13 protein-coding genes are annotated in these 11,667 nt (G+C 61.4%); 9 read left to right on the top strand and 4 right to left on the bottom strand.

Annotation, left to right across the window (positions count from 1 at the left end):
• Window positions 1-1,249: 1,249 nt before the first annotated feature.
• On the bottom strand, window positions 1,250-1,516 hold the full coding sequence (gene rpsT, locus E0H22_RS25900) for a 30S ribosomal protein S20 (RefSeq protein ID WP_233023743.1): 267 nt from the start codon (window positions 1,514-1,516) through the stop codon (window positions 1,250-1,252).
• Window positions 1,517-1,855: 339 nt separating this feature from the next.
• Here rpsT and E0H22_RS25895 point away from each other — a divergent pair, with 339 nt between their 5' ends.
• The 4 genes from E0H22_RS25895 to E0H22_RS25880 all read left to right on the top strand — a co-directional run bounded on the left by E0H22_RS25895 (window position 1,856) and on the right by E0H22_RS25880 (window position 4,942).
• Window positions 1,856-2,170: a hypothetical protein gene (locus tag E0H22_RS25895; protein ID WP_233026562.1), complete on the top strand. Its 315-nt coding sequence runs from the start codon at window positions 1,856-1,858 to the stop codon at window positions 2,168-2,170.
• Window positions 2,171-2,274: 104 nt separating this feature from the next.
• Complete coding sequence (msrA, locus tag E0H22_RS25890) at window positions 2,275-2,931, top strand: peptide-methionine (S)-S-oxide reductase MsrA (protein WP_233023742.1); 657 nt, start codon at window positions 2,275-2,277, stop codon at window positions 2,929-2,931.
• 124 nt (window positions 2,932-3,055) lie between these two features.
• On the top strand, window positions 3,056-3,706 hold the full coding sequence (locus E0H22_RS25885) for a polysaccharide biosynthesis/export family protein (protein WP_233023741.1): 651 nt from the start codon (window positions 3,056-3,058) through the stop codon (window positions 3,704-3,706).
• A gap of 246 nt (window positions 3,707-3,952) precedes the next feature.
• Window positions 3,953-4,942 (top strand): Bug family tripartite tricarboxylate transporter substrate binding protein, encoded by a 990-nt coding sequence (locus E0H22_RS25880; protein ID WP_233023740.1) that lies wholly within the window; start codon window positions 3,953-3,955, stop codon window positions 4,940-4,942.
• A gap of 75 nt (window positions 4,943-5,017) precedes the next feature.
• Here the strand turns inward: E0H22_RS25880 and E0H22_RS25875 are convergent, their stop codons facing one another.
• Complete coding sequence (locus tag E0H22_RS25875; protein WP_233023739.1) at window positions 5,018-5,581, bottom strand: TetR/AcrR family transcriptional regulator; 564 nt, start codon at window positions 5,579-5,581, stop codon at window positions 5,018-5,020.
• A gap of 101 nt (window positions 5,582-5,682) precedes the next feature.
• Between E0H22_RS25875 and E0H22_RS25870 the strand changes: the two genes are divergently transcribed.
• A complete protein-coding gene (locus E0H22_RS25870; RefSeq protein WP_233023738.1) occupies window positions 5,683-6,378 on the top strand; it encodes a glutathione S-transferase in 696 nt (231 codons plus the stop codon).
• Window positions 6,379-6,439: 61 nt separating this feature from the next.
• Here E0H22_RS25870 and E0H22_RS25865 read toward each other — a convergent pair whose 3' ends face one another.
• On the bottom strand, window positions 6,440-7,111 hold the full coding sequence (locus E0H22_RS25865) for a dienelactone hydrolase family protein (protein ID WP_233023737.1): 672 nt from the start codon (window positions 7,109-7,111) through the stop codon (window positions 6,440-6,442).
• A gap of 180 nt (window positions 7,112-7,291) precedes the next feature.
• Between E0H22_RS25865 and E0H22_RS25860 the strand changes: the two genes are divergently transcribed.
• Together E0H22_RS25860 and E0H22_RS25855 are read left to right on the top strand one after the other, a co-directional pair.
• Window positions 7,292-7,756, top strand: a complete 465-nt coding sequence (locus E0H22_RS25860; protein WP_233023736.1) for an Rrf2 family transcriptional regulator — start codon at window positions 7,292-7,294, stop codon at window positions 7,754-7,756.
• The gene (locus E0H22_RS25855; RefSeq protein WP_233023735.1) at window positions 7,746-8,639 is read left to right on the top strand and encodes an NAD(P)/FAD-dependent oxidoreductase; all 894 of its coding nucleotides are present in this window, start codon (window positions 7,746-7,748) and stop codon (window positions 8,637-8,639) included. Before E0H22_RS25860 ends, E0H22_RS25855 begins: the two co-directional genes overlap by 11 nt.
• A gap of 57 nt (window positions 8,640-8,696) precedes the next feature.
• On the opposite strand, the gene E0H22_RS25850 is transcribed toward E0H22_RS25855, so the two are convergent.
• A complete protein-coding gene (locus E0H22_RS25850) occupies window positions 8,697-9,056 on the bottom strand; it encodes a hypothetical protein (RefSeq protein ID WP_430715191.1) in 360 nt (119 codons plus the stop codon).
• Between the two features lie 214 nt (window positions 9,057-9,270).
• Here E0H22_RS25850 and E0H22_RS25845 point away from each other — a divergent pair, with 214 nt between their 5' ends.
• The gene (locus E0H22_RS25845) at window positions 9,271-10,362 is read left to right on the top strand and encodes an HD-GYP domain-containing protein (RefSeq protein ID WP_233023734.1); all 1,092 of its coding nucleotides are present in this window, start codon (window positions 9,271-9,273) and stop codon (window positions 10,360-10,362) included.
• 166 nt (window positions 10,363-10,528) lie between these two features.
• On the top strand, window positions 10,529-11,524 hold the full coding sequence (locus E0H22_RS25840; protein WP_233023733.1) for a Bug family tripartite tricarboxylate transporter substrate binding protein: 996 nt from the start codon (window positions 10,529-10,531) through the stop codon (window positions 11,522-11,524).
• The last annotated feature ends 143 nt before the right edge of the window (window positions 11,525-11,667 follow it).

Genomic DNA, 11,667 nt, shown 5'->3' with positions numbered 1-11,667 from the left:
CGTTCGTACTTCTCAATTCTAAAGTGGTGACCGAGCGCGCGAAGCGCCCGCGACGGGATGCAAGCAGATACGTGCGATGACCTCGCGCGGCTGCTTTCGGACACAGCTCCGCCGTTCGGCGTTCACGCCGCGAACGAGTCGGCAGTGTCGAAAGAAGCGCCGGGTGAGGTCAGCGCGTACTGAGTGCTCTGTCAGGGATACAGGCGGGGGGACGGAAGCAGATGGAAGCAGACATATTGAAGCCGAACGCAGATCGCAAAGAAGAACGCTGTGTGATCATGGATTTGCGCATGGAAGCTCCCCCACTCGCCGCGGTCATCGCGGCAAGGTGTCAGTTTCGAATCTGGTCCAAAGTCAGTGCAAAACGCTCAACGTGGGAAACGTTCAGGGTCGCATCGTCTTTCAGCCCGCTTCTCTTCACAGGACGATCTCCCCGCCTTGCCAGTGCACGGTCTCTGCTTCGCATTTCTTTTTGAAGCATCCGTCATGGATGCTCGAGAAATTTCGGCACAGAACGACCGCTCTCATATTGCTATGAGTTGCCACTCGCTTGAGACTTGGAAAGCATCGCCAAACCTTCGGACCGTCGCTGATCTTCTGGCTCGCCCTCGTACCGAAATCGCGCTGATCTCAGGAACGGCGGGGCGCTGCGAATGATTTAGAAATACAGCACGGCAGTTTTCTCGCAACGGAATCATTTTTTCGCTGCTTCGCAAAAGCCGCACTTGCAGGCTCTCGTTTGTGAGCCCGTTTTTCAAACACGTCGACAAGATTTTGAATCTGCGTGCTGAATCCAATTGTGACAGTGGGGTTGCAAAGTCGGTCGACCGAAAAAAGAAATTCATATTTCATTTACGAAAGCGGGCGCGGCATTCGCGGATTCAAACCGCTCACTCGCGCTATGTGGATAAGTGATTATCGCGGCGCGATTTTTTCTGTGCGCTGACTCAGGGTAACCTTGAATGCGTCGTCAGTATCGGCGTTGCAACACGCTTGCTTTTGAGAATCACGCTGGTGCAGCCAGAGTTGGCGTGTTCAACGCCTGTAGTTCCCGTCGTGTCCTTCTCTCGATATGGCGTGACGCGCACCGACATCTGATTTTATAGGCCTCGCGCGTCATCCGAATTTCTTGCTTCATCATGCGGATGGTGATGTGCGCAATGTGGAAGCGTGTGTCATGCGCGTCGTCGCACAAACAAAAAGCCCGGCGCGAAGGCCGGGCTTTTCGAAATCATATACCGCGTGTCGCTTACTGAGCGAGCTTCGCGATCTGATGGCTGAGGCGCGAGACCTTACGGCTCGCCAGGTTCTTGTGAACGATGTTGCGCTGAGCGGCCTTCATGAGAGCGGGCTCGGCGAGCTTCATCGCTTCCTTGGCAGCCTTGGCGTCGCCGGTCTTGATGGCGTCCTCGACAGTACGGAGAGCCGAACGCATCTGGGTGCGGCGCGACTTGTTGACGATGGTGCGGCGCGCGATCTTGCGGGTCGCCTTCTTGGCGGAGGTCGTATTGGCCATTCTCGAATATCCTTCAGCAGCGACCCATCCGGGCGCCGGGCTGATTGACGTTTGCCGCCTTGTTGCGGCCAACGCTGATCTGTTTCCGGGGTGTTCCTGAAATGCTATCCCCGGAGCGGTAACGCTCTCGAGGGTTGCGCCGCTCAAAGAACAGCGGCGGCGGGATTTCGCCCACCGCCTTTGTCGATCCTTATAGAGGCCGTGTTTTCCAGCGTCAACGGCTTCGAGAAGCGCAAAATCGCGGCAAAAGCGCCGTGCGGCTACGGTAAGTCGCTGGTACGGTTGAATTTCTCGCTTCCAGTCAGTATTGCCGAGGCGACGAGCATTGAGGGGATTCGGATGATCCGCGGTTTTTTCCGCCTGACTGGGCTGGTGTTACTGGCCGCGGGGTTTGTGTTCCTGGTCTATGACGGCGCCCGTTCGATCGCCGACCAAGCCCTGCGTCTGACCAGACTTGGCGAATTCTGGAATGATATCAACCAGGCCAGCCAGCGCAGCTTCCTTGCCGTCATCGATGCCGATGCGCCGTGGCTGCGCGCGGGCATCAAGTTGCTGCTCGATCAGCCGGCTTGGGCGGTGATGGGCGTGATCGGCATTTTGCTGATGCTGTTGTTCCGTCCGCGGCGGCCTTTGATCGGTTATTCGCGAAACTGATGCGGCTTCCTTGCGGCAACCCTGGGGCCGTTCAGGGGCGTAACGGTCTGCCGTTTTGTGCGAAGATACCCATATAGGGTGAAGAAAAACGCAGGAGACGATCCATGCTGTTCATGCGCAAACCCGTCGCCATGGTCACGGTAGCTGATGCCTTGCCTGGCCGCGCTACGCCAATACCGACTGCGACCACTCATTTTGTGAGCGGGAGCAAATTGCAGCCGCCTTATCCCGCGGGTCTCGAGCAGGCGGTGTTCGCGCTCGGCTGCTTCTGGGGCGCGGAGCGCAAGTTCTGGGAACTGGGCGAGGGCATCTATACGACGGCGGTGGGTTACGCCGGCGGTTTCACGCCGAACCCGACTTATGAAGAGACATGTTCGGGGCTGACCGGCCACACCGAAGTGGTGCTGGTGGTGTTTGACCCGAAGAAGATTTCCTACGAGCAGTTGCTGAAAACCTTCTGGGAAAATCACGATCCGACCCAGGGCATGCGGCAGGGCAACGATGTCGGCACGCAGTATCGTTCGGCGATCTACACTTTCTCCGACGCGCAGCTGAAGGCGGCGAAGGAATCCGAGGCCGCATTCCAGCAGGCGCTGGATGCCAAAGGCTACGGCGCGATCACCACCGAGATCGCGCCGATCAAGACGTTCTATTTCGCCGAGGATTATCACCAGCAGTATCTCGCCAAGAATCCCGGCGGCTATTGCGGGCTTGGCGGCACCGGCGTGTCCTGCCCGATCGGCGTCGGCGTCACGGCCTGAGCGAAACAAGCGCTACCGAAAGCCCGCTTCCGATCCAATCGGAAGCGGGCTTTCGTTTGGCTGAAGGCCTGCGACAACCATATGTTAACCATAAAGGCGCACAACCGGACTATCTCTATGAGGGATGAGTCCAGTGCCTGTTATCCGCGCGTTACGTCTGCCCTTGATCGTCGCCGTTACGGCCCTGGCCATGACCGGCTGTATGCGCAGGCCCGGCCCCGTGGCAGCGGTGTCCGTGCCGCCCGATCTGGACACGCTCGCCTATAACCGCACCGGCGTGCCTGTCGCCTATGCTGCGCCCGGTTCGAAATACGATGCGCAGTACAAGCTCGATGCCGGAGATAAGCTGCGCGTCGTGGTCTACGGGCAGGAAGGTCTCACCAATTCCTATGCCATCGATGCCGGTGGCGCGATCACGATGCCGCTGATAGGCCGCGTGCCGGCGCGCGGCATGACGCCGGCCTCACTCGCTGCGGCCATCACCGGCCGCCTGCGCAATGGCTATATCCGCGAGCCGTCGGTCGCGGTGGAAATCGAGACCTATCGGCCGTTTTTCATTCTCGGCGAAGTCGCCGCGCCCGGCCAGTATCCGTACGTGCCGAACATGACCGTCGAGAGCGCGGTGGCGATTGCCGGCGGCTTCTCGCCGCGCGCCAAGCGCGACGGAGTGATGCTGACGCATAACCGCCCAGAAGGGTCTTACCGCGCCGAAGTCCCGCTCGGTACGCCGATCGATCCCGGCGATACTGTCATGGTTGGCGAGCGCTGGTTCTAGTTCGGTCGTTCGGCTGAACTACACAAAATCGCCTGCAGGGGGCATCCTGCAGGCGATTTTTTATGCGATGGAATGGTGCTTATCATTCACCGCTCGACATGCTGCGTTAGTTGCGCGCAGGCGTGCGATTGCGCGTATCGTACCGTTTCGAAGCAAGCTTCTTCCTGTATGAAGACCTCAGCGAGATTACTCGTATGCGTGGATGGTCGTCCGCGCCAAATAACATTCAGGAGGGGAGAGATAACGATGGCTTCGACAATGACCAGGCGTGCGCTTGCTCTGGCGATGCTGGGCGCAACCAGTTTGGCGATGGCGCCGCCGGCCAAGGCGCAGGATGCAGTCAGGTCCTATCCCGACAAGCGCATCAACTTCGTCGTCCCTTATGCCCCCGGCGGTGCCACCGATGTCGGGGCGCGTTTGCTTGCACAGAAGCTGCAGGAGAGCTGGAAGCAGGTCGTCACCGTCGAGAACAAGCCCGGCGCCGGCGGAGTGATTGGCAATGACTTTGTCGCCAAGGCCGCGCCGGATGGCTACACGGTGCTGATTGCCATTACGCAAATCATCCAGGCGCCGAGCCTGATGTCCAAGCTGCCCTATGATGTGTTCAAGGATCTCGCGCCGGTGACGCAGATCGCGATCTCGCCGATCGTGCTCGTGGTGCCCGATGGGCAGCCCTTCAAATCGGTGAAGGAACTGATCGATGCTGGCAAGACCGGCAAGTTTCAGTACGGCACCTTCGGCAATGCCACGACCTCGCATCTCTATGGCGAACTCTTGAAGAAGAATGCCGGCCTCGACTGGACCCATGTGCCCTATCGCGGCGCGGCGCCGCTGCTGAACGATCTGCTCGGCAATCAAGTGACCGCGTCCTTCCTCGATTTCACCACGGCGGGTCCGCAGCTCGAAGCCGGCAAGATCCGTCCGCTCGCCGTCGGCGGCGAGAAGCGCAAGCCGAAGCTACCGAATGTGCAGACCATGGCAGAGCTCGGCTATCCCGGCTTCGAGGCCGAAGGCTGGCTCGGTGTTTTCGTTCCGGCCGGGACACCGAAGCCGATCGTCGACAAGCTCTCGGCCGAACTCGCCCGCATCATCAATTCGCCGGAAGGCACCGCAGGCCTGCAGGCGGTGAATCTGGTGCCGGTGGGCGACAGCGCGGAGTCGTTCGAGAAAACGCTGAAGCGGGATTTCGACCGCTGGGCCAATGTGGCGAAGACGGCTGGCGTGAAGGGCGAGTAGCTCTTGCTTCTCTCGTTCCCATCCGGACGAAGCTTCAGCTTTGTCCGGGTGGAAGCAAAGGCCAGAGAGTCGACTCTACGCCGGCAACAGGCCGGCTGCGCAATAGCTGTCGATCAAAGCATCATAAAGTGCGATGTCATTGCGACCTCTGGCCATCAGCTGAGCGCCGGCGACGGCAGCGAAGATGGCGCGTGCCCTAGGCTCGACCTGTTCAGAGCTGACGATGGCGGCGGCGCGCAATGCCTGGCTCAGCCAGCGCACATTGATATCGGTGAAGGTCCGTACCTCATCTTTCACCGCATCCGGCAGGTCGTCATATTCCGCGGTCATGAAGCTTGCGAGACAGATCCGGTTGTCTGTGGTGAGCGCCTGGCGAAATGTCTCCGGATAGCGATGCAAGGCGACGACCGGTGTGGCGGCCTCCAGTGACAGGGCCTCCAGCGTCGCTGAGGTATCTTCCCAGTAGCGCCGGGCGACTGCGGCACCAAGATCGGCCTTGCTTGGGAAGTGATGGTAGATGCTCGCTGCTTTGATGCCGACTTCGGCTGCGAGGTCGCGAAAGTTCAGGCCACCATAGCCGTGAGCCTGCGCCGTCCGCCGTGCGGCTGCCAAGATGGCTTCCTTCGAATTGATGCTCATGTTGGGTCGTCTCAGATTTGCCTACCAAGTGATAGATAGGCGTTGACGCCTTCGGTGAAAAGCGACTAGGTTTGCCTACCAACTGATAGGTAGGATGATTAATGATCACTCATCGCCCCGCTTCGTCCCCCGTTACCGCCGGCCTTACCATCTTCGACTGGGCGACCGGTCCTTATCCAGCCCGCGTCCGCATCGCGCTGGCGGAACTGAACCTGCAGTCGCGGGTCCGCTTTATCTCCGTCGATCTGTGGAAGGGCGAGCACAAGAAGTCTGATTTCCTCGCCAAAAACTACTCGGGCACATTGCCCGTGCTCGAAATCCCGGACGGCACTTTCATCGGCGAATGCACGGCCATCACCGAATATCTTGACGCGCTGGACGGATCGCCCGTGCTCACGGGAGCCACGCCGCGGGACAAGGGCGTGATCCACATGATGAGCAAGCGCGCGGAGCTTGAGGTGCTGGACGCCATCAGCGTCTATTTCCATCATGCTACGCCGGGACTGGGGCCCGATGTCGAGCTCTACCAGAACGCCGAATGGGGTTTTCGTCAGCGCGAAAAGGCGCTGCGCGGCATGCATTACTTCGATGCAGTGCTGCGCAAGCAATCTTTCGTGGCCGGTGAATCTTTCTCGATGGCCGACATCACGTTGATCGGTGGGATGATCTTTGCAGATCTCGTCAAGCTGGCGGTGCCGGCGGAATGCAAGGCACTTTCCTTCTGGTATCATCGCATGCAGGAGCGTCCCAGCGTACAGAATCGGGTGTCGATGTCCGAGCCAGGTGCGGTGGCTTGATATCGGAAGCGGTCTCTGCAGGGCGGATCAGCGAAGCGCGTCCACGCTGCAGCTACGAACCTCATGTCAAATGCTTCGCCAAAAACGCCAGGCTCCGCTCCCGCGCCACATCGGCACTCGCCTTGTTATAGCTCGCGCGCTGGTCGCAGTTGAAGCCGTGTTCGGCGCCGTCATAGACGAACACCTCGACCTCCGGGCGCTTGGCCTTGATCGTCTCGACATCGCTGAGCGGGATGCCGTGATCCTTCTCGCCGAAATGCAACTGGGTCGGTACCTTCGGCTTGTCGTCGGCGAAGCGCACCACGGCGCCGCCGTAATAGCCGATGGCGGCGCTGAGGCCGTCGAGCTTCGTCGCGGCCGCGTAGGCGATGCTGCCACCGAGGCAGAAGCCGATGATGCCGACCGGACCGACATCCTTCACCGCGTCGATCGCCGCCTGGGTATCGCGCAGGAACGCCGCCCAGTCCGGATTGGCAACGAATTTACGGGCGATGGCGATCTCCTCGGGTGAATAGCCCGACTGGAAATTCGGCTCGACGCGATCGAAAATCGACGGCGCGATGGCGACATAACCCTGCACGGCGAAGCGGTCGCAGACCGTTCGGATGTGGTTGTTCACACCGAAGATTTCCTGGATGACCACCACGGCGCCCCTGGGCTTGCCTTCGGGCTGGGTGCGATAGGCGCCGAGCTTGAAGCCGTCCGATGCGGTCAGCGTCATGTCTTGTCCCACGGCTTTATCCAATCGTTGTTGAAGTTGGTTCGGTGTGTTTGCAGCGCGCGACGACAGAGGTCTACTCAAAAATGGGAGAGGAGGGGGGGGCGGTCGCGCTCCGTTCACCTCTCCCCGGTGGGGAGTGGTGAAGACTCCCGAGCCTTGACACGTTTCATTTCACGTACCATATGAAGTTACATGAGACGAGACAGTCGCCTGTCGGGCGTTCTCCATGTGCTGTTGCATATGGCTGAGGACGACACGCCCAAGACATCCGAAGCACTGGCGCGGGCCATGTGCACCAATCCTGTCGTGGTTCGCCGGATCATGGCGGGCCTGCGTGAGCAGGGGCTGGTGCATTCCGAAAAGGGCCATGGCGGCGGCTGGCGCATCGCCTGCGATCTGAAAAAGGTGACGCTGCGCGACATCTATGAGGCCCTGGGAGAGCCGGACATCCTGGCCATGGGCAATCGCACGGATATGCCGGGCTGCCTGGTGGAGCAGGCGGTCAACGCCGCGCTCGGCAAGGCCTTCGACGAGGCGGAGGAACTGCTGGTGCGCCGCTTCGGCGAGGTCACGCTGGCCATGCTGAGCGCGGATTTCAATACGCGCTTCAAGGGGCAGCGGGACAAATTCAAACTGGAGAAAGCACATGACGACTGACGCCATCATCGTCGGCGGCGGCTTTGCCGGCCTTGCTGCCGCGACCTATCTCGCGCGCGGCCGCGCCAGTGTCGCGGTGATCGATACGCGGCAGCCGCGCAATCGCTTTGCCGATGCATCGCACGGATTCCTCGGGCAGGATGGCAGCGATCCGCTCTCGATCCTGCAGACGGCGCGCCAGCAAGTCCTGCGCTATCCGACGGTGCGGATGATCGAGAGCGAAGCACAGCACGCGCGCATCGATGGCAGTGGCTTTGCCGTGACGCTGGCAAATGGCGAGGAGCTTGCCGCGCGAAAGCTGATCCTTGCTTTCGGCTTGCGCGACACGTTGCCGGTTTTGCCCGGCCTGCAGGAACGCTGGGGCAAGACCGTCCTGCACTGCCCCTATTGCCACGGAATCGAGTTCAGCGACCGGCGGCTGGGCGTGCTCTATCGCACACCGGTGTCGGTTCATCAGGCCGCCGTGGTCGCACAGTGGGGGCCGACCACACTGTATCTCGACGGGCAAGCAATCGACGAGGAGAGCGCCGAACTCCTGGCCGGCCGCGGCGTGGCGGTCGAGCCGGCCAAGGTGGCCGGTCTCGAAGGCGAGCGCATGGCGCTGTCGGCCGTCGTGCTGGGGGATGGCAGCCGCAGCGAGATTGCGGCGCTCTACGTCGCGCCGGAGTCCTGCCTGTCGTCGCCGCTGGCGGAGCAGCTTGGTGCCGAGATCGAGGATGGTCCGATGGGACCGATGATCCGCACCGATGCCGGCAGGATGACGACCGTGCCAGGCGTCTATGCCGCCGGCGATATCGCCCGCGCGCCGCATAGTGTGAGCTGGGCTGTGGCCGATGGCGTAACGGCGGGCACGTCCGCGCATCGGGCGCTGGTGTTCGGCTGAGACGACACTGAGCCATAGGGCGGATGAGCGAAGCGTCATCCGCCCTATGGCCGAGTTTTACTCCCACATCCAGTTCTGGCCCCAATCCGCTTTCCATCCGGTCAAGCGCCCTTTGCGGAATTGCAGGAACAGCCGATCCTTGCGCGGGAAAAATCCGTTGCCGCCGATTTCGCGGATGGCGAGATAGATCTCGTCGCCCGGCCGGCCTTTCACATAGGTCAGCGGTACGCCGAGTGCTTGGGCGGCGGCATCCGCCTGCATGCCGAAGACGAGGGGCGTGGCGTTGGACAGCGTGGCCGTGAAGGGAAGGCCTGTCGGTTCCAGCGATCCGGCCTGCCCCGGAGCAACGGGCAGCATCGCCAATACGGCTGACGATGCGGCAAGGGAAATCGCGGCAATGGGGATACGTCGGATCATGGTCCGAGTGTCGCCGCGAAGTCGCCGGTCCTGCAAGGGGCGTCGTTTCAAATTTTAGCCATCGCCTTGACGGACCGCTATCGATAGCGACGCGAAGATGCTTCAGACCGGCGCGTCACCGATTGTTAACGCTACGTTTTAAGCTTCGGGAACCGGATTGTGAGGTATTTCTGTCCCGCTTTTGCAGCAGGACGCTGCGAGCGAACGAGGACAAATGAGCGTCGCATCCCATTCATCGCCCCGCCGCCGCCTGCTCTTGGCATCGGATAGCAATGACCAGTCGCGTGAACTCGCGGACATCCTGGCTACGGTCGGAGATGTGGAGATCGTGCCGACAACCCGAATACCGGAGGCTCCGTCGCGGGAATTGTCGGGCATCGTGGTCGATATCAATCTGCGTTCCGCCGAAGCGGTGCAGCGCGTCCGTAACCGGTTACGCCACAAAAATTATGAATCGATGCCGCGGCTGTTCGTGCTGGCCGACTCGCTGCATCACGGGGCCATGCAGGCCTGGGCGCTCGGCGCCACCGATACGATTGCACGGCCGTTCGACGCGCGCGGCGTCCTGCAGCGCATTCGCGCCGCCTTTCCGGGCCCGCATGACGAGGATTTTGCCGCCCGCGGGAAGACGCTCAATCGCGGCGTCGAGGCGGCGCATGCGGTCATCGTCAAGATCTTCCAGAAGTTGCCGGCCGGCGTGCCGTTGTCCTTCAACGACGTGATGCAGGCCGAGAGCCTGATCATCAAGGCGATCAAGCGATCATCGCTGCGCGAATGGCTGGCCGCGGTGGGACGCCATCACAATCACAGCTACCGGCATTGCCTGTTCGTCACCGGTTTCGCCGTCGCCTTCGCGCAGCATCTCGGCATGCGCGACGAGGACCAGCGCCGGCTGACGCGTGCGGCGTTGGTGCATGACGTGGGCAAGGCGTTCATTCCGGTCGCCATTCTCGACAAGCCGGGCAAGCTCACCGAGGAAGAGACGCTGGAAGTGCGCAAGCATCCGCGCCTCGGCTTCGAGGCACTGGCGGCACAGGGCAGCTTCCCGCGCGAAATGCTCGACGTGGTGCTGCACCATCACGAATTTCTCGACGGGTCGGGCTATCCGGATGGCCTGTCCGGCGACCAGATCAGCGACATCGTGCGGCTGATCACCATCGTGGACATCCATGCGGCGCTGGTCGAGAAACGCGCCTACCGCATGCCCTTCACGCACGCCAAGGCGTTCGAGATGATGGAGCAGATGGGCGGCAAGATCGACCAGCAGCTGCTGCAGGCTTTCCGGCCGGTGGCGCTGGGGGTGTAGCTCGCACGGTCACGGGCCTGGCGTATGCCGGATCTGCCTCACGGGGCAGTCTGTCGCAGGTATTGCGGCACTGGCCGATAGTCGAATTGTTTGTTACAGACGGGTGTTGTCCATTCAACACAGGCTGACCGCGCGCCAAGTCGCGGCAGCTGGAGGAAATAAAATTATGGCTTCTCGTCGCGCCGCGATCGGTCTGATCGCGCTTGGCTTTTCCGCATTCCTATCGTCCGCTCTCGTGCCGACCGGTGCCGCGCTGGCACAGGCGCAGAACTATCCGAACAAGCCAATCCGCTGGGTCGTCGGCTATCCCCCCGGCGGTGCCACCGACATTCTCGCGCGCCTGATCGGCCAGCGGCTTTCGGAGAAGCTGGGCCAGCAGTTCATCATCGAGAACAAGCCCGGCGCCGGCAACAATATCGGCACCGAGTCGGTGGTGAATGCGGAGCCCGACGGCTACACGGTGCTGCTGGTCAATCCTGCCAACTACATCAATGCGACCTTGTATTCGAAGCTGAGCTTCAACTTCGTGCGCGACATCGCGCCGGTGGCCGCTTTCCACCGCACCGCCAATGTGATGACCGTCAACAAGGACATCACGGCCAAGACCGTCGCCGAGTTCATCGCCTATGTGAAGGCCAATCCCGGCAAGGTGAACATGGCGTCGTCGGGCAACGGCACCTCGGTGCATCTGTCCGGCGAAATGTTCATGATGATGACGGGCGCCAAGATGCAGCACGTGCCCTATCGCGGCGCCGCGCTGGCGATCACCGACATGACGGGCGGCCAGGTGCAGGTGATCTTCGACAACATGCCGTCGATCATCCAGCATATCCGCTCCGGCAATCTGCGCGCACTGGCGGTGACCACCACCGAAAAGTCGGCGTTGCTGCCTGATGTCCCGACCGTCGCGGAGACCGTGCCCGGCTATGAAGCCAGCGCGTTGTTCGGCATGGGCGCACCGAAGAAGACGCCGCCGGAAATCATCGCCAAACTGAACGCCGCGGTGAACGACGTGCTGCAGGAGCCGGCGATCAAGGCGCGGCTGATCGATCTCGGCGGCGAGCCGCTGGTCGGGCCGCCGGAAGCCTTCGGAAAGATGATCGTCGCCGAGACCGAGAAGTGGGAGAAGGTGGTCAAGGCCGCCAATCTCAAGGTCGATTGATCGCGCGGCCGTTTGGCCGCTGGCAAATCTCAAGAAGCCTGCGACATCGTCGCGGGCTTCTTTGCTTTATGGCTTTGTCCTCGCGCCAGCCGGCTTGCGTTTCGCCGGGGGCTTGCGCGCCGGTTGCGCGGCTACCGTTTTGA

The organism is Rhodopseudomonas boonkerdii (assembly GCF_021184025.1).
Taxonomy (GTDB): Bacteria; Pseudomonadota; Alphaproteobacteria; order Rhizobiales; family Xanthobacteraceae; genus Tardiphaga; species Tardiphaga boonkerdii.
This window is presented reverse-complemented; position numbering and strand designations above follow the sequence as displayed.